Annotated in this window: 32 protein-coding genes; all 32 read right to left on the reverse strand. The window is 66.9% G+C overall.

The genetic code is table 11. The annotated features are described in order from the left end of the window. Positions 1-59: 59 nt before the first annotated feature. The 32 genes from DRB89_RS08665 to DRB89_RS08825 all read right to left on the reverse strand — a co-directional run bounded on the left by DRB89_RS08665 (position 60) and on the right by DRB89_RS08825 (position 21,972). Positions 60-1,082, reverse strand: coding sequence for a DNA-directed RNA polymerase subunit alpha (locus DRB89_RS08665; RefSeq protein WP_008739666.1), 1,023 nt, complete (start codon positions 1,080-1,082; stop codon positions 60-62). Positions 1,083-1,250: 168 nt separating this feature from the next. Further along, positions 1,251-1,655: a 30S ribosomal protein S11 gene (gene rpsK / locus DRB89_RS08670; RefSeq protein WP_006376016.1), complete on the reverse strand. Its 405-nt coding sequence runs from the start codon at positions 1,653-1,655 to the stop codon at positions 1,251-1,253. A gap of 54 nt (positions 1,656-1,709) precedes the next feature. Beyond that, positions 1,710-2,090, reverse strand: a complete 381-nt coding sequence (gene rpsM / locus DRB89_RS08675) for a 30S ribosomal protein S13 (RefSeq protein ID WP_053682609.1) — start codon at positions 2,088-2,090, stop codon at positions 1,710-1,712. A gap of 200 nt (positions 2,091-2,290) precedes the next feature. Next, a complete protein-coding gene (gene rpmJ, locus DRB89_RS08680; protein ID WP_003956441.1) occupies positions 2,291-2,404 on the reverse strand; it encodes a 50S ribosomal protein L36 in 114 nt (37 codons plus the stop codon). A 74-nt stretch (positions 2,405-2,478) separates the two neighbouring features. Beyond that, on the reverse strand, positions 2,479-2,700 hold the full coding sequence (gene infA, locus DRB89_RS08685; protein WP_014047798.1) for a translation initiation factor IF-1: 222 nt from the start codon (positions 2,698-2,700) through the stop codon (positions 2,479-2,481). Positions 2,701-2,903: 203 nt separating this feature from the next. Further along, positions 2,904-3,755, reverse strand: a complete 852-nt coding sequence (gene map, locus DRB89_RS08690; RefSeq protein WP_112447737.1) for a type I methionyl aminopeptidase — start codon at positions 3,753-3,755, stop codon at positions 2,904-2,906. Positions 3,756-3,848: 93 nt separating this feature from the next. Further along, positions 3,849-4,496 carry an adenylate kinase gene (locus DRB89_RS08695; protein ID WP_112447738.1) on the reverse strand — a complete coding sequence of 216 codons (648 nt, stop codon included), beginning with the start codon at positions 4,494-4,496 and terminating at the stop codon, positions 3,849-3,851. Next, positions 4,496-5,809 carry a preprotein translocase subunit SecY gene (secY, locus tag DRB89_RS08700; RefSeq protein ID WP_112447739.1) on the reverse strand — a complete coding sequence of 438 codons (1,314 nt, stop codon included), beginning with the start codon at positions 5,807-5,809 and terminating at the stop codon, positions 4,496-4,498. The genes DRB89_RS08695 and secY overlap by 1 nt, the downstream gene beginning before the upstream one ends. Before the next feature lie 186 nt (positions 5,810-5,995). Then, positions 5,996-6,451: a 50S ribosomal protein L15 gene (rplO, locus tag DRB89_RS08705; protein WP_112447740.1), complete on the reverse strand. Its 456-nt coding sequence runs from the start codon at positions 6,449-6,451 to the stop codon at positions 5,996-5,998. 1 nt (position 6,452) lies between these two features. Next, complete coding sequence (gene rpmD / locus DRB89_RS08710) at positions 6,453-6,635, reverse strand: 50S ribosomal protein L30 (RefSeq protein ID WP_112447741.1); 183 nt, start codon at positions 6,633-6,635, stop codon at positions 6,453-6,455. Then, positions 6,635-7,237, reverse strand: coding sequence for a 30S ribosomal protein S5 (rpsE, locus tag DRB89_RS08715; protein ID WP_008739695.1), 603 nt, complete (start codon positions 7,235-7,237; stop codon positions 6,635-6,637). The genes rpmD and rpsE overlap by 1 nt, the downstream gene beginning before the upstream one ends. A 46-nt stretch (positions 7,238-7,283) precedes the next feature. Next, entirely contained in the window at positions 7,284-7,667 is a 384-nt protein-coding gene (gene rplR, locus DRB89_RS08720; RefSeq protein ID WP_008739696.1) for a 50S ribosomal protein L18, read from the reverse strand. Positions 7,668-7,669: 2 nt separating this feature from the next. After that, the gene (rplF, locus tag DRB89_RS08725; RefSeq protein ID WP_112447742.1) at positions 7,670-8,209 is read right to left on the reverse strand and encodes a 50S ribosomal protein L6; all 540 of its coding nucleotides are present in this window, start codon (positions 8,207-8,209) and stop codon (positions 7,670-7,672) included. 20 nt (positions 8,210-8,229) lie between these two features. Beyond that, positions 8,230-8,628, reverse strand: coding sequence for a 30S ribosomal protein S8 (gene rpsH / locus DRB89_RS08730; protein WP_007265911.1), 399 nt, complete (start codon positions 8,626-8,628; stop codon positions 8,230-8,232). 223 nt (positions 8,629-8,851) lie between these two features. After that, positions 8,852-9,037, reverse strand: a complete 186-nt coding sequence (locus DRB89_RS08740) for a type Z 30S ribosomal protein S14 (protein WP_003956452.1) — start codon at positions 9,035-9,037, stop codon at positions 8,852-8,854. Between the two features lie 5 nt (positions 9,038-9,042). Then, positions 9,043-9,594, reverse strand: a complete 552-nt coding sequence (gene rplE, locus DRB89_RS08745; RefSeq protein ID WP_030388859.1) for a 50S ribosomal protein L5 — start codon at positions 9,592-9,594, stop codon at positions 9,043-9,045. Beyond that, positions 9,594-9,917, reverse strand: coding sequence for a 50S ribosomal protein L24 (gene rplX, locus DRB89_RS08750; protein ID WP_112447743.1), 324 nt, complete (start codon positions 9,915-9,917; stop codon positions 9,594-9,596). The genes rplE and rplX overlap by 1 nt, the downstream gene beginning before the upstream one ends. A gap of 2 nt (positions 9,918-9,919) precedes the next feature. Then, positions 9,920-10,288, reverse strand: coding sequence for a 50S ribosomal protein L14 (rplN, locus tag DRB89_RS08755; RefSeq protein ID WP_003956455.1), 369 nt, complete (start codon positions 10,286-10,288; stop codon positions 9,920-9,922). 124 nt (positions 10,289-10,412) lie between these two features. Then, positions 10,413-10,694, reverse strand: a complete 282-nt coding sequence (gene rpsQ / locus DRB89_RS08760) for a 30S ribosomal protein S17 (protein WP_112447744.1) — start codon at positions 10,692-10,694, stop codon at positions 10,413-10,415. Next, entirely contained in the window at positions 10,694-10,918 is a 225-nt protein-coding gene (gene rpmC, locus DRB89_RS08765; RefSeq protein ID WP_112453280.1) for a 50S ribosomal protein L29, read from the reverse strand. Before rpmC ends, rpsQ begins: the two co-directional genes overlap by 1 nt. Beyond that, positions 10,918-11,337, reverse strand: coding sequence for a 50S ribosomal protein L16 (gene rplP / locus DRB89_RS08770; protein ID WP_112447745.1), 420 nt, complete (start codon positions 11,335-11,337; stop codon positions 10,918-10,920). The genes rpmC and rplP overlap by 1 nt, the downstream gene beginning before the upstream one ends. A 5-nt stretch (positions 11,338-11,342) precedes the next feature. Beyond that, the gene (gene rpsC, locus DRB89_RS08775) at positions 11,343-12,185 is read right to left on the reverse strand and encodes a 30S ribosomal protein S3 (RefSeq protein ID WP_112447746.1); all 843 of its coding nucleotides are present in this window, start codon (positions 12,183-12,185) and stop codon (positions 11,343-11,345) included. Then, entirely contained in the window at positions 12,185-12,532 is a 348-nt protein-coding gene (gene rplV / locus DRB89_RS08780; protein WP_037792011.1) for a 50S ribosomal protein L22, read from the reverse strand. Before rplV ends, rpsC begins: the two co-directional genes overlap by 1 nt. A gap of 43 nt (positions 12,533-12,575) precedes the next feature. Then, positions 12,576-12,857 (reverse strand): 30S ribosomal protein S19, encoded by a 282-nt coding sequence (gene rpsS / locus DRB89_RS08785; RefSeq protein ID WP_112447747.1) that lies wholly within the window; start codon positions 12,855-12,857, stop codon positions 12,576-12,578. Between the two features lie 12 nt (positions 12,858-12,869). Then, positions 12,870-13,706, reverse strand: coding sequence for a 50S ribosomal protein L2 (gene rplB / locus DRB89_RS08790; protein ID WP_112447748.1), 837 nt, complete (start codon positions 13,704-13,706; stop codon positions 12,870-12,872). A 39-nt stretch (positions 13,707-13,745) separates the two neighbouring features. Further along, positions 13,746-14,069, reverse strand: a complete 324-nt coding sequence (gene rplW / locus DRB89_RS08795) for a 50S ribosomal protein L23 (protein ID WP_030154694.1) — start codon at positions 14,067-14,069, stop codon at positions 13,746-13,748. Then, entirely contained in the window at positions 14,069-14,719 is a 651-nt protein-coding gene (gene rplD, locus DRB89_RS08800) for a 50S ribosomal protein L4 (RefSeq protein ID WP_112447749.1), read from the reverse strand. The genes rplW and rplD overlap by 1 nt, the downstream gene beginning before the upstream one ends. A gap of 4 nt (positions 14,720-14,723) precedes the next feature. Further along, on the reverse strand, positions 14,724-15,368 hold the full coding sequence (rplC, locus tag DRB89_RS08805; protein WP_112447750.1) for a 50S ribosomal protein L3: 645 nt from the start codon (positions 15,366-15,368) through the stop codon (positions 14,724-14,726). A gap of 14 nt (positions 15,369-15,382) precedes the next feature. Then, positions 15,383-15,691, reverse strand: a complete 309-nt coding sequence (gene rpsJ / locus DRB89_RS08810) for a 30S ribosomal protein S10 (RefSeq protein ID WP_003948644.1) — start codon at positions 15,689-15,691, stop codon at positions 15,383-15,385. Positions 15,692-16,158: 467 nt separating this feature from the next. Next, on the reverse strand, positions 16,159-17,295 hold the full coding sequence (locus DRB89_RS08815) for a hypothetical protein (RefSeq protein WP_112447751.1): 1,137 nt from the start codon (positions 17,293-17,295) through the stop codon (positions 16,159-16,161). Between the two features lie 73 nt (positions 17,296-17,368). Next, positions 17,369-19,996 (reverse strand): peptidoglycan recognition protein, encoded by a 2,628-nt coding sequence (locus DRB89_RS08820; RefSeq protein ID WP_162688507.1) that lies wholly within the window; start codon positions 19,994-19,996, stop codon positions 17,369-17,371. 164 nt (positions 19,997-20,160) lie between these two features. Beyond that, a complete protein-coding gene (locus tag DRB89_RS08825; RefSeq protein WP_112447753.1) occupies positions 20,161-21,972 on the reverse strand; it encodes a hypothetical protein in 1,812 nt (603 codons plus the stop codon). Positions 21,973-22,035 lie beyond the last annotated feature (63 nt).

The raw sequence follows: 22,035 nt of genomic DNA on the forward strand, positions 1-22,035 counted from the left end.
GTCAGGTACCGGTGTCAGTTCCCCCGGGGCGGACGCCCCGGGAAAGTAACTGGTGGTGCTTAGTACTGCTCGGTCTCGACGAAACCGGCGTCCGCGTCGTCGTCGGCGCCGAAGGCGTCGGCGGCAGCGGTCGGGTCGAATCCGGGCGGGCTGTCCTTGAGGGCCAGGCCCATGCCGGCCAGCTTCGCCTTGACCTCGTCGATCGACTTCGCACCGAAGTTGCGGATGTCGAGCAGGTCGGCCTCGGAGCGGGCGACGAGCTCACCCACGGAGTGGATGCCCTCGCGCTTGAGGCAGTTGTACGACCGAACGGTGAGCTCGAGCTCCTCGATCGGCAGGGCGAGATCAGCGGCCAGGGCCGCGTCCGTCGGCGAGGGGCCCATGTCGATGCCCTCGGCGTCGATGTTGAGCTCGCGCGCCAGGCCGAACAGCTCGACCAGGGTCTTGCCGGCGGACGCCATGGCGTCGCGCGGGCGCATGGCCTGCTTGGTCTCGACGTCGACGATCAGCTTGTCGAAGTCGGTGCGCTGCTCGACTCGGGTCGCCTCGACCTTGTAGGTGACCTTGAGGACCGGGCTGTAGATGGAGTCGATCGGGATGCGACCGATCTCCTGGCCCAGCTGCTTGTTCTGGACGGCGGAGACGTAGCCGCGACCGCGCTCGACGGTCAGCTCCATCTCCAGCTTGCCCTTGCCGTTGAGCGTGGCGAGGACGAGGTCCGGGTTGTGCACCTCGACACCGGCCGGGGGCGCGATGTCGGCAGCGGTGACCAGGCCGGGACCCTGCTTGCGCAGGTACATCACGACCGGCTCGTCGTGCTCCGAGGAGACGACCAGCTGCTTGATGTTGAGGATGATGTCGGTGACGTCTTCCTTGACACCCGGCACGGTGGTGAACTCGTGCAGGACGCCGTCCACGCGGATGCTGGTGACAGCGGCACCCGGGATCGAGGACAGGAGCGTACGGCGGAGCGAGTTGCCGAGGGTGTAGCCGAAGCCCGGCTCGAGCGGCTCGATCACGAACCGCGAGCGGTACTCGTCTACGACCTCTTCGGTCAGCGAGGGGCGCTGAGCGATAAGCATGTGGATTCCTTCAGTCGTGGACGCCCACTATTTGACGCCCGACGGATGCGACCCCGATGAATGCACGGGGCTGCGAACTACAAGGGTACGGGCGGTACGTCCCCCGTGAGGGGTTCGTACCGCCCGGACACTCAAAGACGCACAGGTGCGAAGCCTGAGCGCGCCGAATCAGACGCGGCGACGCTTGGGCGGACGGCAGCCGTTGTGCGGGGTGGGGGTGACGTCCTGGATCGAGCCGACCTCGAGGCCGGTGGCCTGGAGGGAGCGGATCGCGGTCTCACGGCCGGAGCCGGGACCCTTGACGAAGACGTCGACCTTGCGCATGCCGTGCTCCTGCGCGCGACGGGCGGCCGACTCAGCGGCCATCTGCGCGGCGAAGGGGGTGGACTTGCGCGAGCCCTTGAAGCCGACGTGGCCGGCGGAGGCCCAGGAGATCACGTTGCCCGCGGGGTCCGTGATCGAGACGATGGTGTTGTTGAACGTGCTCTTGATGTGGGCGTGCCCATGAGCGACGTTCTTCTTTTCCTTGCGGCGCACCTTCTTGGCAGCGCCCTGACGACCCTTGGGGGGCATCTAAATCTCCTACGGGAGGTGGTCGGTCCTACAGCGCAAGACCGCTGAACAGGACTACTTCTTGCCCGGCTTCTTCTTACCGGCGATCGCGCGACGCGGACCCTTGCGGGTACGGGCGTTCGTGCTGGTGCGCTGACCGTGCACGGGCAGGCCACGACGGTGGCGAACACCCTGGTAGCACTGGATCTCGACCTTGCGGCGGATGTCGGCCTGGATCTCGCGGCGGAGGTCACCCTCGGTGCGGAGGTTGGCGTCCACGTACTCGCGGATCTTGACCAGGTCCTCTTCGGCCAGGTCACGAACGCGGGTGTCGGGGTTCACACCGGTGGCCGCAAGGATTTCCTTGGACCGGGTGCGACCGACACCGAAGACGTAGGTAAGTGCGATCTCCACACGCTTTTCGCGCGGGATGTCAACACCGGAAACGCGTGCCATTCAATGGCTCCTGTGTGTTCGGGGGTCTTCCGCAGAACCGAACCCCGACCGCCGACCACACCTGTTGGGTGGTGGTACGCCCGGGTCCCCGGCCCCCGCCGGAGGTGCCGCCGGTCCTGGTCAGGACTGGGCGGGTTCTGCGTATGTACGTTTTCTTACGTCGCGCGAAGAACTGCGTAGTGCAGGTCGGTCGGCGTGCGTCAGCCCTGGCGCTGCTTGTGGCGCAGGTTGTCGCAGATGACCATGACCCGACCGTGACGGCGGATCACCTTGCACTTGTCGCAGATCTTCTTGACGCTCGGCTTGACCTTCATGTTGGTGAGGTTCTCCGGGTCAGTGCCACCACCCGCGCCGGGACAGGACGTCCGGACGGGAGTGAAGACAAGATCTACTTGTATCGGTAGACGATCCGGCCACGCGTCAGGTCGTACGGAGAGAGCTCCACGACAACCCGGTCATCAGGAAGGATGCGGATGTAGTGCATGCGCATCTTGCCGCTGATGTGCGCGAGGACCTTGTGACCGTTCTGGAGTTCCACCCGGAACATCGCGTTCGGGAGGGACTCGATCACGGTGCCCTCGATTTCGATGGCACCTTGCTTCTTGGCCACGCTTCGCCTTTCGAATCGGCTACCTTGATCAGCTCCCCCGCTTCGCATGAGGACATGCGGGTGCAAAGGAGCCGACGAGTCAGTCTACGTCAGGGCCCACCGAAAGACGAATCCGGAAAGTGTGCCCTACAGGATAGATCATCAATCCTGCCCATACCGGTCGGCCCAGCCGGGCCGCCCCGGCCCGTGACCCCCGCCGCGGCTCAGCCCAGCGGGTCGGGCGCGGTGGACACGCCGTACTCCGCCAGCTTCGCCTTGCCGCAGTCCGGCGAGGTCAGCACGATCGGGCCCTCCTCGGTCAGGGCGATGGAGTGCTCCCAGTGGGAGGACCAGGTCCCGTCCGTGGTGATGACCGTCCAGTCGTCCGCCAGGACCTCCGTCTGGGCCGTGCCCAGGGAGACCATCGGCTCGATCGCCAGGCAGATGCCCGGAACGAGCTTGATGCCCTTGCCCCGCTTGCGCGAGACGTAGTTCAGCAGGTGCGGGTCCATGTGCATCTCGGTCCCGATGCCGTGGCCGCCGTAGTCCTCGATGATCCCGAACTTGCCGAGGCTGTGCTCACCGGTGGTCGGGCGCGGCTGGCGCTTGATGTACGTCTCGATCGCCTTCGAGATGTCCACGAGGCGGTTGCCGAGCTTCATGGCGGCGATCCCGGCCCACATGGACTCCTCGGTCACCCGGGAGAGCTCCACGAGCTCAGGGGCGTGCCCAGTGCCCACGAAGGCGGTGTACGCGGCGTCGCCGTGCCAGCCGTCGACGATGGCGCCGGCATCGATCGAGATGATGTCGCCGTCCCCCAGGACCGTCTTGTCGTCGGGGATGCCGTGGACGACGACCTCGTTGACCGAGGTGCAGATGGTCGCGGGGAAGCCGCCGTAGCCGAGGAAGTTCGACTTGGCGCCGGCGTCCGCGATGACCTTGCGGGCGACCATGTCCAGATCGCGCGTCGTGGCGCCCGGTACGGCCGCCTCACGGGTCGCCGCGTGGATCGCCGCGACGACCAGCCCCGCCTCGCGCATCTTCACGATCTGCTCGGGGGTCTTGATCTGGACCATGGGGATTGCCTTCCACCTTCGGTTCGGGGTCGCATCAACAGTACGGCCGCGGCGTCCTGGGGACACCGCGGCCGTGGCTGCACTACGGGGGAGCTACTTCTTCAGCGCGTCCATCGCGCGCTGCGTGACGTCCTTGACCTCACCCAGCGCCGGGATCGTCGATACGAGGCCCTGGGCCTTGTAGTAGTCGATGATCGGCTCGGTCTGCGTGTGGTAGACGTCCAGGCGGTTGCGGACCGCGTCCTCGGACTGGTCCTCGCGCACGTACAGCTCGCCGCCGCAGATGTCGCAGACACCCTCGACCTTCGGCGGCTGGTACGCGACGTGGAAGACGTGCCCGCCGTCGTTTCGGCAGGTGCGCCGGCCGGCGAGACGCTTGACGACCTCGTCCTCCTCGACCTCCAGGTCGAGGACGGCGTCGAGGTTCATGCCCTCGGCCTTCAGCATCACGTCGAGGGCTTCCGCCTGGGAGACGTTGCGCGGGAACCCGTCGAGCAGGAAACCGCCGGCGGCGTCCTCCTGCTCCATGCGGTCCTTGGCCATGCCGATGGTGATCTCGTCCGGGACGAGGTCACCCGCGTCCATGAACGCCTTCGCGCGACGGCCCAGCTCGGTTCCCTGGCTGATGTTGGCCCGGAACAGGTCGCCCGTGGAGATGTGCGGGATCGACAAGGTCTTGGCAAGGACAGTCGCCTGCGTTCCCTTGCCCGCACCGGGCGGGCCGACGAGGACGATTCGCATCAGCGGAGGAACCCTTCGTAATTACGCTGCTGGAGCTGGCTCTCGATCTGCTTCACGGTTTCCAGACCCACACCCACGATGATCAGGATGCTCGTCCCGCCGAACGGGAAGTTCTGGTTCGCCCCGAAGCCCGCCAACGCCATCGTCGGCACAAGAGCGATGAGACCCAGGTACAGCGACCCCGGCCAGGTGATCCGGTTGAGTACGTAGCTGAGGTACTCGGCGGTGGGCCGACCGGCGCGGATGCCCGGGATGAACCCACCATACTTCTTCATGTTGTCCGCAACTTCCTCGGGGTTGAACGAGATCGCCACGTAGAAGAACGCGAAGAAAACGATCAGGAGGAAGTAGACGGCGATGTAGTACGGGTGGTCGCCCTTGACGAAGTGCTTCTGGATCCACGTGGCCCAGCCGGCGGTGGAACCGCTGAACTGCACGACCAGTGCCGGGATGTACAGCAGCGACGAGGCGAAGATGACGGGGATGATGCCCGCCTGGTTCACCTTGAGCGGGATGTAGGTCGAGGTACCGCCGTACGCACGGCGGCCGATCATGCGCTTCGCGTACTGGACCGGGATCCGGCGCTGCGCCTGTTCGACGAAGACCACCAAGCCCACCATCGCGAGACCGACCAGCATGACCACGCCGAACTCGACCCAGCCGTCCGCGATCTTGCCCTGGAGCTTGATCTGCCAGAGGGCTCCGACGAAGCCCGCGGCGATCGAGATGAACATCAGGATCGACATGCCGTTGCCGATGCCACGGTCGGTGATGAGCTCACCGAGCCACATGACCAGGCAGGTGCCCGCGGTCATGGTGATGACCATGGTGACGGTGGTGAAGATCGACCGGTCCGGAACGATCTGGTCCTTGACCGCGCAGCCCTGGAACAGGGCGCCGCTGCGGGCAGTGGCCACGAGGCCGGTGCCCTGCAGGATCGCGAGCGCGACCGTCAAATAGCGCGTGTACTGAGTGATCTTCGACGTGCCGGACTGACCCTCTTTTTTGAGGGTCTCCAGCTTCGGGATGACCACGGTCAGCAGCTGCAGAATGATGCTCGCAGTGATGTAGGGCATGATGCCGAGCGCGAAGATCGTGATCTGCAGCAGCGCACCGCCGCTGAACATGTTGACGAGACCGAAGAGGCTGTTGCTGCTGCCCATCGAGTCGACACAGATCTGAACGTTCTTGTAGCTCACGCCGGGTACCGGTACATGGGACCCGAGCCGATACAGCACGATGATGCCGAGCGTGAAGAGCAGCTTCTTGCGCAGGTCGGGCGTCTTGAACGCCCGGGCGAACGCGGTGAGCACGGTGCCTCCTGCGACCCCCGCGCTACTGCGTCAGAGGTGACGGTCTGAGGGATCGACGAATGTGTACAAGCAAAGGTGCAGGCCACCTTACCGGCGTCTGCACCTTCCGTGGAACGACCAACCGGGGATGCCCCATATGTGAGGCATCCCCGGTCGGGTTTCTAGCTATTTGTCACTGAGTTCGTCTTAGACGAGCTCGGTCACGGTGCCACCAGCGGCGGCAATCTTCTCCTTGGCGGAGCCGGAGACGGCGTCAACCGAAACCTGCAGCGCCACGGAGATCTCGCCCTGGCCCAGGACCTTGACGAGGCTGTTCTTGCGAACCGCGCCCTTGGCGACCAGGTCGGCCACCGTGACTTCTCCACCCTCGGGGTAGAGAGCGCCGAGCTTGTCCAGGTTCACGACCTGGAACTCGGTGCGGAACGGGTTCTTGAAGCCCTTGAGCTTCGGCAGGCGCATGTGGAGGGGCATCTGCCCACCCTCGAAGCGCACCGGGATCTGGTAGCGGGCCTTCTGGCCCTTCGTACCACGACCAGCCGTCTTACCCTTCGACGCCTCACCACGACCGACACGGGTCTTCGCGGTCTTGGCGCCGGGGGCGGGACGGAGGTTGTGGGCCTTCAGCGGGCTGCTCTCAGCCATGTTAGTCAACCTCCTCAACCGTCACGAGGTGGCGGACGGTGTGAACCATTCCGCGGAACTCGGGGCGGTCCTCCTTGACGACGACGTCGTTCAGGCGCTTGAGCCCGAGCGAACGCAGCGTGTCGCGGTGGTTCTGCTTGCTGCCGATGTACGACTTGATCTGCGTGACCTTGAGGCGAGCCATTACGCACCCGCCCCAGCACGTGCACGGAGCAGAGCCGCGGGGGCGACGTCCTCGAGGGGCAGACCACGGCGAGCCGCGATCTCCTCGGGACGCTGCAGGCCCTTGAGGGCCGCCACGGTCGCGTGCACGATGTTGATCGCGTTCGAAGAACCGAGGGACTTCGACAGGATGTCGTGAACGCCGGCGCACTCCAGAACGGCGCGCACCGGGCCACCGGCGATAACGCCGGTACCGGGGGCGGCCGGCTTCAGCAGCACGACGCCCGCGGCACGCTCGCCCGTGATCGGGTGAGGGATGGTGCCCTGGATGCGCGGAACCTTGAAGAAGGACTTCTTGGCTTCCTCGACACCCTTGGCGATGGCCGCGGGAACTTCCTTGGCCTTGCCGTAACCGACACCTACAGTGCCGTCACCGTCGCCCACCACGACCAGCGCGGTGAAGCTGAAGCGGCGACCACCCTTGACAACCTTGGCGACGCGGTTGATCGCGACAACGCGCTCAACGTAAGCGGTCTTCTCGGCGGCAGGGCCACCGTCGCGACCCTTCCGGTCCCGCCGCTCGCCGCCACCGGCACCGCTTCCGCGGCGCTGGGGTCCAGCCATTGGATTACCTCTCTCTGTTACGTCCGTGAGTCCCGGAAAACGGGGCTTAGAACTTCAGCCCGGCTTCGCGGGCGGCGTCAGCCAGAGCGGCAATGCGCCCGGCGTATCGGTTGCCACCGCGGTCGAACACGACGGTCTCGACACCCGCGGCCTTGGCGCGCTCGGCGACGAGTGCGCCGACGGCCTGGGCCTGGGCGCTCTTGTCGCCTTCACCACCGCGGATCGAGGTGTCCAGGGTCGACGCGGACGCCAGGGTGTGACCCTGGAGGTCGTCGATGACCTGAGCAACGATGTTGCGGTTGGAACGCGTCACGACGAGGCGCGGACGCTCCGCCGTACCCGAGACGTTCTTGCGGATGCGGATGTGGCGGCGGGCCTTGGCGGCACGCTTGTACGCGTCGCCCTTGGCGATCTTTACACCGTATGCCATGGCTACTTACCAGCCTTTCCGACCTTGCGGCGGATGACTTCGCCGGCGTACTTGACACCCTTGGCCTTGTACGGGTCGGGCTTCCGCAGCTTGCGGATGTTGGCGGCGACCTCGCCGACCTTCTGCTTGTCGATGCCCTCGACCGAGAACTTGGTGGGCGACTCGACCTTGAAGGAGATGCCCTCAGGCGCCTCGATCAGGATCGGGTGGCTGTAACCAAGCTGGAACTCCAGGTTGGAGCCCTTCGCGGCGACGCGGTAACCGACACCGCTGATCTCGAGAGCCTTGACGTAACCCGTGGTCACGCCGGTGATCATGTTCGCCACCAGCGTGCGGGACAGGCCGTGCAGGGCCTTGTTCTGACGCTCGTCGTTGGGGCGGATGACGTTCAGGACGCCGTCCTCACCCTTGACGATCTCGATCGGCGCCTTGACGGTGAGCGCGAGGGAACCCTTGGGGCCCTTCACAGCCACAGCCTGGCCGTCGATGGTGACGTCCACACCGGCGGGAACCTGGATGGGGAGCTTGCCGATTCGCGACATTGCTTTTCCTCCGTTCCCGACTACCAGACGTAGGCGAGGACTTCCCCACCTACGCCCTTCTTGCCTGCCTGCTGGCCGGTGAGCAGACCGTGGGACGTGGAGATGATCGCCACGCCCAGGCCGCCGAGCACCTTCGGCAGGTTGGTGGACTTTGCGTACACGCGCAGACCGGGCTTCGAGATCCGCTTGATGCCCGCAATGGAGCGCTCGCGGTTCGGCCCGAACTTCAGCTCGAGGACGAGGTTCTTGCCGACCTCGGCATCCTCGACCTTCCAGCCGGTGATGAAACCCTCCTGCTTGAGGATCTCTGCGATGTGCGACTTGATCTTGCTGTGCGGCATCACGACGGTGTCGTGGTACGCCGAGTTAGCGTTACGCAGACGCGTGAGCATGTCTGCGATCGGGTCAGTCATGGTCATGAAGTGGCCTTCGGCCTCTCTCGCCGGGGTTTCCTGTATGCGCCATCCCTCTCCCCACTCAGTGGCGGGACGGGTGCGGTGCGGGGACCTACGGCGTAGTAAGTCGTTATGGGCGGCAGACGCCCAACCACACAAGCCTAAGGCATGCGCGGCCGGGCACCTGCCGTCCAGATGCTTACCGAGAGTGCCTGGAAGTTCCCAAGTCCTTGCGGACGAGAGGGAATTACCAGGAGCTCTTGGTCACGCCCGGCAGCTCGCCACGGTGAGCCATCTCACGAAGGCAGACGCGGCACAGGCCGAACTTGCGGTACACGGAGTGGGGGCGACCGCAGCGCTGGCAGCGGGTGTACGCACGCACACCGAACTTGGGCTTGCGGGCAGCCTTCGCGATGAGAGCCTTCTTCGCCATCTCGCTTACGCCTCCTTGAAGGGGAAGCCGAGGTGACGAAGGAGGGCGCGGCCCTCGTCGTCGTTGGTCGCCGTGGTAACCACGGTGATGTCCATACCCCGGGTACGGTCGATCTTGTCCTGGTCGATCTCGTGGAACATGACCTGCTCCGTGAGACCGAAGGTGTAGTTGCCACGGCCGTCGAACTGCTTCGGCGACAGACCACGGAAGTCACGGATACGCGGCAGCGCGAGCGACAGCGTACGGTCCAGGAACTCCCACATGCGGTCACCACGGAGGGTGACGTGGCAGCCGATCGGCTGACCCTCGCGCAGCTTGAACTGCGCGATGGACTTGCGGGCCTTCGTGACGGCCGGCTTCTGACCGGTGATCGTCGTCAGGTCCTTGATGGCGCCGTCGATCAGCTTGGAGTCGCGGGCGGCGTCGCCCACACCCATGTTGACCACGATCTTCACGAGGCCGGGAATCTGCATGACGTTCTCGTAGGAGAACTCTTCACGCAGCTTGCCCGCGATGTCCTCGCGGTACTTCGTCTTGAGACGCGGAGTGGTAGCCATCAGATGTCCTCACCCGTCCGCTTGGCAACGCGGATCTTGTTGCCCTCGTCATCGAAGCGGAAACCGACGCGGGTAACGACCTTCTGGCCGTCCTTCTCCACAACCAGCTGAACGTTGCTGACGTGGATCGGCGCCTCGACGATCACGATGCCGCCGGTCTGCGAGCCACCAGCGGTCTGACCGGCCTTGGTGTGCTTCTTGACCCGGTTGACACCCTCGACGAGGACACGGTTCTCAGTAGGGATGGCCAGAATGACCTTGCCCTGCTTGCCCTTGTCCTTACCGGTGATGACCTGAACCAGGTCGCCCTTCTTGATCTTCATGCTTACAGCACCTCCGGCGCGAGCGAGATGATCTTCATGAACTTCTTCTCGCGCAGCTCACGGCCCACCGGGCCGAAGATACGGGTGCCACGAGGGTCGCCGTCGTTCTTCAGAATGACGGCGGCGTTCTCGTCGAAGCGGATGTACGAGCCGTCCTGGCGGCGGCGTTCCTTCACGGTGCGAACGATGACCGCCTTGACGACGTCACCCTTCTTCACGTTGCCACCGGGGATCGCGTCCTTGACGGTGGCAACGATGACGTCACCGATGCCCGCGTAGCGGCGACCCGAGCCACCGAGAACACGGATGCAAAGGATCTCCTTGGCACCAGTGTTGTCGGCGACACGCAGTCGCGACTCCTGCTGGATCACGTCTATCTCCTGTTTGTCTGCCGGTTCCCGGCGGGGGCATCACTCCGAAGAGCTACCGCCCCCACCGAGCCTGGCGGAACGAACCTGAGGGGCCCCCGGGCATGCTGCCCGGGGCCTCAGATAATTACTTGGCCTTCTCGAGGATCTCGACGATGCGCCAGCGCTTGCTCGCCGACAGCGGACGCGTCTCCATGATGATGACGCGGTCGCCGACGCCGGCAGCGTTCTGCTCGTCGTGCGCCTTGAGCTTGTTCGTACGGCGGATGACCTTGCCGTACAGCGCGTGCTTCACGCGGTCCTCGACAGCGACGACGACGGTCTTGTCCATCTTGTCGCTGACGACGAGACCCTCACGGGTCTTGCGGAAGCCGCGGTCAGTCGTCTCAGTCACGTTCTTCTCGCTCATCAGGCGCTCTCCACCGTCTCGATACCGAGCTCACGCTCGTGCATCAGGGTGTAGATGCGAGCGATGTCCTTACGGACGGACTTGAGCCGGCCGTTGTTCTCCAGCTGACCCGTGGCCGCCTGGAAGCGCATCTTGAACAGCTCTTCCTTGGCCTCGCGCAGCTTGCCAACGAGCTCCTCGTTACCGAGCTCACGCAGCTCGGACGCCTTGGTTCCCGTCGCCATCACGACTCACCTGCCTCGCGCCGAACAATCCGGCACTTCATCGGAAGCTTGTGAGCAGCGCGGGTGAGCGCCTCACGAGCAATCTTCTCGTTCGGGTAGGACAGCTCGAACATGACCCGGCCCGGGTGCACGTTCGCGATCCACCACTCGGGAGAACCCTTACCGGAACCCATGCGGGTCTCGGCAGGCTTCTTCGTCAGGGGACGGTCCGGGTAGATGTTGATCCAGACCTTGCCGCCACGCTTGATGTGGCGGGTCATCGCGATACGAGCCGCCTCGATCTGGCGGTTCGTCACGTAAGCCGGGGTCAGCGCCTGGATGCCGTACTCGCCGAACGAGACCTCAGTACCGCCCTTGGCCATACCGCTGCGCTTCGGGTGGTGCTGCTTGCGGTGCTTGACCCTACGAGGGATCAGCATGTCGGTCAGGCCTCCGTTCCGGTGCTCTCGGCCGGAGCGGCGGCGGGAGCGTCGGCCTTGGGGGCCTCGGCACCAGCAGCCTGCTGCGGCTTGCGGCCACCACGGCCGCCGCGCTCGCCACCACGGCCACCACGGCCGGCGGGACGGTCGCCAGCGCCTGCGGCACCACGGGCCGGGCGGTTACCCGCACGGGCCGCAGCGTTCTCGGCGCGAACCTCGGCGATGTTCTTGACGTCGCCCTTGTAGATCCAGACCTTCACACCGATACGGCCGAAGGTGGTCTTGGCCTCGAAGAAGCCGTAGTCCACGTTCGCGCGCAGGGTGTGCAGCGGCACACGGCCTTCGCGGTAGAACTCGGAGCGGGACATCTCGGCGCCGCCGAGGCGACCGCCACACTGGATCTTGATGCCCTTGGCGCCGGCCTTCATCGTGCCCTGCATGCTCTTACGCATGGCGCGACGGAAGGAGACGCGGGAGGAGAGCTGCTCGGCAACGGCCTGGGCAACCAGCTGAGCGTCGACCTCGGGGTTCTTGACCTCGAGGATGTTCAGCTGGACCTGCTTGCCCGTCAGCTTCTCGAGGTCACCGCGGATGCGGTCGGCCTCGGCGCCACGGCGGCCGATGACGATGCCCGGACGAGCGGTGTGGATGTCCACACGCACGCGGTCACGGGTGCGCTCGATCTCAACCTTCGAGATGCCGGCGCGCTCCATGCCGGACGTCATCATCCTGCGGATGGCGACGTCTTCCTTGACGTAGTCCTTGTACAGCTTGTCGGCGTACCAACGCGACTTGAAGTCGGTGGTGATGCCGAGCCGGAACCCGTGCGGGTTTACCTTCTGGCCCATTACCGGGAACCTTCCTTGCTGCTGACGACCACGGTGATGTGGCTGGTCCGCTTGCGGATCCGGTAGGCACGGCCCTGCGCACGCGGACGGAACCGCTTCAGGGTCGGGCCCTCGTCCACGAACGCCTCGCTGATGACCAGCGTGGAGGCGTCCGGGTGGTTGTAGTTGTGTGCGGCATTGGCAATGGCGCTGTCCAGCACCTTGCCAACCGGCACGCTCGCGGCCTGCGGGGCGAAACGCAGGACCGCCTGAGCCTCCGTGGCATCCATGCCACGGATAAGGTCCACCACTCGGCGGGCCTTCATGGGCGTGACGCGGATGTACCGCGCCTGGGCCCTGGCTTCCATGGTTGTCCCTTCGGTGTAAGTCATAGTCATAACCACCCCGCCTTTAGCGGCGCTTCGACTTCCGGTCGTCCTTGACGTGGCCGCGGAAGGTGCGAGTCGGCGAGAACTCGCCGAGCTTGTGGCCGACCATCGACTCGGTGACGAACACCGGGACGTGGATCTTGCCGTTGTGCACCGCGATGGTGTGACCCAGCATGGCCGGGATGATCATCGAGCGACGGGACCAGGTCTTAATGACGGTCTTGGTACCGGCTTCGTTCTGAACGTCCACCTTCTTAATGAGGTGTCCGTCGACGAAGGGTCCCTTCTTGAGACTGCGCGGCATCTAAACCCGCTCCTAGCGCTTCTTGTTCGTCTTGCGGCGGCGGACGATGTACTTGCTCGAAGCCTTCTTCGGCGAGCGAGTACGACCCTCCTTCTGACCCCACGGGGAGACCGGGTGGCGACCACCACTGGTCTTACCCTCACCACCACCGTGCGGGTGGTCGACCGGGTTCATCGCGACACCGCGGACGGAGGGGCGAACGCCCTTCCAGCGCATGCGGCCGGCCTTGCCCCAGTTGATGTTCGACTGCTCGGCGTTGCCGACCTCACCGACGGTGGCGCGGCAGCGCGCGTCGACGAGACGGATCTCACCGGACGGCATACGAAGGTGGGCCATGGTGCCCTCCTTCGCCAGCAGCTGCACGGAGGCACCAGCGGAGCGGGCGAACTTCGCGCCACCACCGGGACGGAGCTCGATCGCGTGGATCGTGGTACCGACCGGGATGTTGCGGAGCGCCAGGTTGTTACCGGGCTTGATGTCGGCCGTGGGGCCGTTCTCAATCCGGTCACCCTGCTTCAGGTTCTTCGGCGCAATGATGTAGCGCTTCTCACCGTCGGCGTAGTGCAGGAGCGCGATGCGCGCAGTGCGGTTGGGGTCGTACTCGATGTGCGCGACCTTCGCCGGCACGCCGTCCTTGTCGTGACGACGGAAGTCGATCACACGGTAGGCGCGCTTGTGGCCGCCACCCTGGTGTCGAACCGTGATCCGACCGGTGTTGTTACGGCCGCCCTTGCTGTGCAGGGGGCGGACCAGCGACTTCTCCGGCGTGGACCGCGTGATCTCGACAAAGTCGGCGACGCTGGAGCCACGACGGCCCGGGGTCGTCGGCTTGTACTTGCGGATACCCATTTCTCAGTCCTCGTCCGATTCCGGACGACTAGACCTCCGTTAGGAGGCCTGGCCGCCGAAGATGTCGATTCGGTCGCCCTCAGCGAGGGTCACGATGGCGCGCTTGGTGTCAGCGCGCTTGCCGAAACCGGTCTTGGTGCGCTTGCGCTTACCCTGACGGTTGATCGTGTTGACCCCGGTGACCTTGACCCCGAAGACCGCCTCGACGGCCTGCTTGATCTGAGTCTTGTTGGAGCCAGGCGCGACGATGAACGTGTACTTGTTCTCGTCCAGCAGCGCGTAGCTCTTCTCCGAGACAACCGGCTTGATCAGCAGGTCGCGCGGGTCAGTGAAGGTCTTGCTGGTAACGGTCGCCTCAGACATCAGGCGTCGCTCCCTTCGGTCTCATCGGCCTTGGGGCCAGACACGAAGGACTCGAAAGCGGCCTGAGTGAAGACCACGTCGTCAGAGACGATCACGTCGTACGTGTTCAGCTGGCCCGGCTCCAGGATGTGAACCTGGGGCAGGTTGCGGGCGGACAGCCACGCGGCCTCGTCGGCGCGCTCGACGACCAGGAGCAGGTTCCTGCGCTCCGAGATCTTGCCGAACAGCGTCTTGGCGGCCTTCGTGGAGGCAGCACCCTCGACCACGCCGGTGACGACGTGGATGCGGGAGTGGCGCGCGCGGTCCGAGAGGGCACCGCGGAGAGCGGCGGCCTTCATCTTCTTCGGGGTCCGCTGCGAGTAGTCACGCGGCTGCGGGCCGTGGACGACGCCACCGCCTACGAACTGCGGAGCGCGGGTGGAACCCTGGCGTGCGCGGCCGGTGCCCTTCTGGCGGTACGGCTTGCGGCCACCACCACGGACTTCGCCACGACGCTTGGTCTTGTGCGTGCCCTGACGGGCAGCAGCCAGCTGAGCGACAACGACCTGGTGGATCAGCGGAATGCTGGTCTTCGCGTCGAAGATCTCCGCGGGGAGCTCGACGGTACCGGCCTTGTCGCCTGCCGGCGAAAGGATGTCAATGGTGCTCATTACCTCAAGCCCCCTTGGCCGCGGTACGGACCAGGACGAGGCCGCCGTTCGGACCGGGGACCGCACCCTTGATGAGGAGCAGACCCTTCTCCGCGTCAACCGCGTGGATGGTCAGGTTCTGGGTGGTGACGCGCTCGTTGCCCATACGACCGGCCATGCGCATGCCCTTGAAGACACGCCCAGGGGTGGCGCAGCCACCGATCGAACCGGGGGAGCGGTGCTTGCGCTGCACGCCGTGACCGGCGCCGAGGCCCTTGAAGTTGTGACGCTTCATGACACCGGCGAAGCCCTTGCCCTTGCTGTTGCCCGTGACGTCAACCTTGACGCCGGACTCGAACACGGCAGCCGTGATCTCCTGGCCGAGCGTGTACTCGCTGGCGTCGGAGGTACGGAGCTCCACCAGGTGGCGGCGCGGGGTTACGTCAGCCTTGGCGAAGTGACCCTTGAGGGGCTTGTTCACCTTGCGCGGGTCAATCTCGCCGAAGGCGATCTGGACCGACTCGTAGCCATCGATTTCGTTCTTGCGGACCTGGGTAACGACGCAGGGCCCGGCCTTGACGACGGTCACCGGGACGACACGGTTGTTCTCGTCCCAGACCTGGGTCATGCCGAGCTTCTCGCCCAGGACGCCCTTGATCTGCTTTGCCATCTTCTCGACGCCTCTCAGAGCTTGATCTCGATGTCAACGCCGGCCGGAAGGTCCAGGCGCATCAGCGAGTCAACGGTCTTGGGAGTCGGGTCGAGGATGTCGATCAGGCGCTTGTGAGTGCGCATCTCGAAGTGCTCGCGCGAGTCCTTGTACTTGTGCGGCGACTTGATGACGCAGTACACGTTCTTCTCAGTGGGCAGCGGCACCGGGCCCGCGACCGACGCACCAGTGCGCGTCACCGTCTCGACGATCTTCTTCGCCGACGAATCGATGACCTCGTGGTCGTAGGCCTTGAGCCGGATGCGGATCTTCTGTCCCGCCATGGCTACTCCGTAGTCCTGTCTGTTGTGGAAACGCTCTGGCATTTCGGGCGGCTGCGGATCGCTCCGCCGCTTTCCTCCGACCCACGCGGTCGGGCGTGTCGCACTCCCTCTACAGAAAATTCCCATACGGAAATTCCCTCGTCCAAGGGGGTGCGGTCCCAAGACCGCGGTTCGGGGGAAAACACCCACCGAATGCCTGGTAGGCACCGTGCTGACGCTTCCCAGAAGATTCCCGTACGTCCGCCCCATTGCTGCCCCGGAGGGCAGATAGGGCGACGAGTACTGTGGGACTCGCTTCCGGTCCTCCCGGCGGGAGGCGCGCAGCATCGGCACTCAGCCGAGCAACTTGAGTAGTCTGCCATACGAGACACGTACTGCGCCAATCGGGCGGAAGAGAATACCCCGCCACGCTGAGTGGTCAAACTGCACCACGCGGCGGGGATCCCGGTCCCCCGTCCGGCGCCCGCTCAGGAGCGCGACACGGTGCCGCAACCCTCCCGCTTGTCGGTTTCCATGGCCTGGCTGCGGTCGTACGGGTCCATCGGGGTGCCGGAGGGCGTGGGGCCGGTCGGCGCGTCCTCGTCGAAGACGGGGTGCAGGAATCCGTCGTAGACGTCACACGCACTGTTGGACAGGTCCACGTCGAAGCTCTCGAGCCAGAGCTTGCCGGCGGTCGCCTCCCACTTGCGCGGGTCCGCGATGGCGAAGGTGATCTCGCGCCGCACGATGGAGCGCTCGACCTGGTGCGCGCCCGGCTTCGCCTTCACGAACGGGTACACGAAGGTGTAGTCGACCAGCACCTTGGCCCGGCCGGGCTCCGGGTCGGGCTCCACCCACATCCGGCCGCGGACCTTGACCACGTCGCCCGCGGGCTTCAGCTCGGCCGGATCGGTCCGGGTGAAGACCCACAGCGGGTCGTTGTCCTTGGTCGGGGCCACCAGCGACTGCTCCAGGTCGCCCAGCTGCTTCTTGAGCTTGGGGTCGACGAGGTCCAGGGCGGCCGCGGGGCGCTCCCCGCGCAGGGTCGCCGGGTCCAGGTTGGCCGTGACCAGGAACTGCTTGGCCTTCTCCAGCGCGTCGGCGACCTTCTCCTTGCTCATGCCGCCGACCGCCTGGGCCTCCGGCACCTCGATGCCGGCCGCCCCGTCGGCCCACTGCAGGGCCGGGGAGCCACGGAAGGGGTCCGCGAGCGTGGGCTGGTCCGGGTCCACCGGCGTGGGCGGGGTGCTCGGCCGCGCGGTCTCGGCGGGCAGCGGGTCGCGGGCCGCGGCGTCCCGCCCGGCCTTGCCGGTGACCTTGTCGATGACCAGCTCCGGCCGGATGGCGACCAGCGCGAGTGCGGCGACGAACGCGATGGCCAGCGCCGCCTTGAGGCGCCGCCTGCCCCTCCCCCGCCCTTCCTGCCAGGCGGGACCGGTCCGCCAGCCGGGCGGCTGCCCGGAGCCGCCCCGGGCGGCTTCCTCCGCGCGCAGCCGCGCGGTCACCATGCGGGCCCGCGCGGACGGCTCCTCCGGCGCCTCGCCGGTGCCGGCCCCGGCCTGCTCCTGGAAGCGTGCCCAGTCGTCGTCGGAGACGGACGGTCCGCCCTCGTCGTTCCTTGCCATGTACCCACCCTGGATGTCGCGGCGGGGGTCCCCCGGACCGTGTCCAGGAGACCCCCGCCGATGGAACTCGGTGCTACTTGGTGAAGTAGCCCGTGATGTCAGCGATCAGATCGACGCTGCCGTCGTTGTTGAAGAAACTGACCTTCCCGTCCACGACCGGGACGACCACCAGGTTCGGGATCGTCTGGCCCGGCGTGAAGTTCAGGTTCGAGGCGCTCGAGCGGGTCGTACCGCTCGGGAACACCGACACGTAGCTCGCGGCCGTCGGGTTCGTGGCGGTCACGTTCAGCACCACCGCGGTGACGCCCGTGGCCGGGATGCCGTTGGTACCGGCGACGGAGAGGGTCACCACGCCCTGGGCGCCGACCTTCTCCTGCTTCACGCCCAGACCCGCACGCGTGTCCATCAGCCGCTTCGGGCCGATGTTGAGGTGCGTGGAACCCGTACCGGCCGAGGTGAAGTAGCCGGTGATGTCGGCGATCAGGTCCACCGTGCCGTCGTTGTTGTAGAAGCTGACCTTGCCGTCGACCACCGGGACGACCACCAGGTTCGGGATGGTCTTGCCCGGGGTGAAGTTCAGGTTCGAGGCGCTCGAGCGGGTCGTACCGCTCGGGAACACCGACACGTAGCTCGCGGCCGTCGGGTTCGTGGCGGTCACGTTCAGCACCACCGCGGTGACGCCCTCGGCCGGGATGCCGTTGGTGCCCGCGACCGGCAGGGTCACCACACCCTGAGGCCCGACCTTCTCCTGCTTCACACCCAGACCCGCACGCGTGTCCATCAGCCGCTTCGGGCCGATGTTGAGGTGCGTGGAGCCCTCACCGGCCGAGGTGAAGTAGCCCGTGATGTCGGCGATCAGGTCGATGGAGCCGTCGTTGTTGAAGAAGTTGACCTTGCCGTCGACCACGGGAACGACCACCAGGTTCGGGATGGTCAGGCCGGGGGTGACGTTGAGGTTCGAGGCGCTGGAGCGCGCGGTACCGCTCGGGTACACCGACACGTAGCTCGGGGCCGTCGGGTTGGTCGCGGTCACGTTCAGCACGACCGAGGTGACGCCCGTGGCCGGGATGCCGTTGGTGCCGGCGACCGCGAGGGTCACCACGCCCTGGGGCCCGACCTTCTCCTGCTTCACGCCCAGACCCGCACGCGTGTCCATCAGGCGCTTCGGGGTGACCGGGACGAACTTGGCCTCCTTGGGCGCCGAGACCTCCGCGACGACGGTGACCGGGAGGCTCGTGGAGACCTTGCCGTTCTGCGCGGTCGCCCGGACCTCGACCTTGTGGGTGCCGGAGGCCAGGACCGCGGTCGCGCTGCGGGCCGAACCGTCCGCGGTCGACGCGGACGCGCCGTCCACGAGCAGGTCGAACTTGGCCAGCCGGTCGCTCGCCGTGCTGGTGGTCCAGTCGAGGGTCAGGGGCCCGTTGGACTTGTAACTGGCGTTCGGCACGGCCGCGGTGCCGTTGACCGCGGCTATCTTCAGCCGTGCGGCGGGGCCCGAGGTGCGGATCGAGTCCAGCTGCGCGTAGAGCGAGCCGCCCGGGCACTCGGTGTTGAAGCCGTCGCGGTGACCGGAGACGGTCTTGAACGTGTACGACTGGCCCTTGACGAACGTGGCGCCGGTACCGCTCTTCTGGTCCGCGCCCGCCGTCATCGTGGTCGTGGCGTTCATGTCCACGTCGTACTGGCCGAGCTTGTAGGCCGCGACCTGGGAGACCGCGTCGCGCGCGGCGTCAGTGGCCCCGGCGCCCGTGTAGTTGCCGAGTACGGCGACACCCTCGGACTCGGTGTTCCAGCCGTAGGTGTGCGCGCCGATGACCGGCTGGTCGATGCCGCCCTTGCGGCCCTCGAAGACCGTGCCGCACTTGTCGACCAGGAAGTTGTAGCCGAGGTCCTTCCACCCGTTGGTCTTCACGTGGTACAGGTGGATGCCCCGGACGATGGCCGCGGACTGCGAGCAGTCGTAGGCCGCGGCGTCCGCCGTGTGGTGGACGAAGACGGCCTTGACCTTGCCGCCCGGCATGTACTCCGGGGACTCGTTGTTGACGCTCTCGTCGGCCTGCCAGTCGGCCCGGGAGACGACCGTCGGCTGCGGCGCCGTGGAGACGGGGCCGGGGTCCGCCGCTTCGACGGCGAAGGCCGCCGGTTCGGCGTTCAACTCGCCGTTCTTCCCGGAGCCGGTGGCGCCCGGGTCCACGAGGTTCAGCTCCAGGCCCGCGGGGAGGCCGCCGCCGCTCGCGCGCACCTCAGCGCCGTTCGACGGGCCGACCCAGACGGGCTCGGTCGCGCCGTGCGCGGAAGGGCGCTTGCCGTCGAGTCCCGCCTGCACCGGGTCGAGGGTGATCCAGTTGGACCACTTCCCGGTCTCCGCGTTGCGGCTGCGGGCCTCGATGGTGCCCTTCACCTCGGCGGCGGGGTCCGTCCAGGACACGCCCAGGAGGCCGAAGAGCTCGGTGCCCTGCTTGGCGAGGACGGCCTCACCGCTGCCCTTGGACTGCAGGGCGAGCTTGCGCACGTCCCCGTCCACGGGACCGGTCTGCTTGGCTCCGGCGCTGTACGCCTTCGCGGCCGCCTTGCCCTCGCCCCCGCCCTTGCCTTCGGAGGAGACCCATCCGGGTCCTCCCGCCACCCCCTGGAAACCCAGTACCGCAGCCACGCCGAGCGCGGTGGCCAGCGCGGTGCCGCGCACACGACCCAGTCTCAAGTTGTTTCCCCGCCCCTGTAACGAACGCCTGTCCTACAACATCTGATCCGCCGGATGTTACTCACCGGATATCGAAAGGAGAACGGCGGGGGTCCCCCGGATTCAATGTCCGGGTGGACCCCCGCCGTTGCGGGCCGTACGTCCGGGTACCGGCCGGTACGCGGCTACTCGACCGACTTGTCCTTGAACGGCGCCCGGCGGCCGCAGATGGCGGGCCAGTCCTTGGCCACGACGTTCGCGCACCAGAGCATGTGGTCGTCCTCGTACTGCTTCCAGCGCTTGACCTTGATGTCGGAGCACTCCTTGACCGGCGAGAAGCGCGGGCACGTGCCGTCCGGCTTCTTCACGGCGTGCGCGCGCCAGGCGTCGAGGCCCATGGAGTCGGTGGATTGGGGCGCCGGCATGTACCGGTTGACCGACCAGGAGGCGCCCATGGTGGCGAACAGCGCGAGCGCGCACAGCAGTCCGGCCGACAGCTGCCGCACCACCCGGGGCGGGACGACCCGCTTCGCCGGGTCGCCGCCGGCCGGGCGCAGGGTGCGCTCGGCCCAGCCGGAGCCCCGCTGGACCACGGCCATCATGCCCATGACGCACAGGATCATCAGGCAGTACAGGATGATCCACGTGGTCCGCGGGTAGAGCTGGACCGCCTTCTCCTGGGCCATCTGCGAGGCGAAGAAGAAGCGGGCCAGCCAGGCGCCCGCGAGCGTGGCCGCCGCGGTGCGGACCATGACGTTGCGCAGGCCCAGGCCGACGCCGAGGCCCACGCCGAACAGCAGGAGCAGCGCGAATCCGCTCTGGCCCGCCATCTCGCCGGAGGCCGGCCAGTCCATGTACGTCTTGCCGGCCGCGCGGTCCGAGGCGAAGCCCATGATGTAGGCCGGGTCCACGTACACCGCGAGGTAGGCGTAGCGGTCCGGGGTCTGCGCGCCGAGGCGGAGCATCTGGTAGAGCAGCGGGGCTCCGAAGAAGCCGGCCGTGAGCAGCACGGATCCGACGTACACGGCGGCCCGCTTGACGACGGGGGCGCCGGCCCGCCACGGGAAGAGGAAGAGCGCGAGCAGGCCCACGCCCGGCGCGGCCCACACGTACCAGCCGGAGTACCAGAGGAAGAGCACGGCGAAGATCAGGCCCATGCCCGCGCCGCGGAGCATCAGGGACTTCATCGAGCGGGTGCCCGCCCGGCGCAGTTCCAGCAGGCAGTAGCCGAGCAGCGGCAGCAGCACGATCATGACGACGTGGCTGTACGGGCGGATCGGGTCCAGGAAGAGCACGGCGGCCGGCACCGCGATCAGCAGCGCCCAGAAGGGGCGCAGCAGCAGGCGCCAGGCCAGGTAGGCCATCGGGCCGACCAGGGCGCTGAAGAAGATCTGCATGTCCTTCAGGGCGAAGCCGGTGCCGCCGATGGTGTCGCCGTAGCGGACCTTGGACCACACGGCCATCAGGGCCGGGAAGCCGGGCGGGTAGATGCCCGACATGCCCTCGCCGGCCCGGAAGGAGTTGGCCATCTCCACCAGGACGCTCGGGTCGCCCTCCTGGCCGCCGAGCGGCCAGGGCGTCCCGCGCAGGGCCACGACCACGCCGCCCGCGACCACGCCGGTGGCGAGGCCGGCCAGGGCCGCGCAGACGAGGCGCTTGACCAGCTGGTGGCGGCTCGGCCGCCCCCGGTAGGCGGTGTAGAGGAGGACTCCGAGCAGCGGCAGGCCGAGCACGGCCGCGAACAGCTGCATCCTGGCGAGGCCGCTGACCTGGCCGAGGCGGTTCATCGGGTTGACGCCGATGCGCGTGCACAGCAGCGTGTAGCCGAGTGCCGCCACGACGCTGACCACGGCCTCGGCGACCGGGAGCACCCAGATCCGGGAGGTCCACGGTCGCCGGCCCGCTGACGTGGCCGTGAGCGGCTCGGCGTCCGCGGCCCGGGTCCGGCCGGACGCGGCGGCGGAGCCTCCGGACGCCCTGGGGGCCAGGTCTGTCATCTCAGTCCACACTCCTCCGCGGGACATGGCCGCGGGTAGGGCCCGACTCTGGGTCGGGCCGAC

This window comes from Streptomyces sp. ICC4, assembly GCF_003287915.1.
In the GTDB taxonomy this organism is placed as follows: Bacteria; Actinomycetota; Actinomycetes; order Streptomycetales; family Streptomycetaceae; genus Streptomyces; species Streptomyces tritrimontium.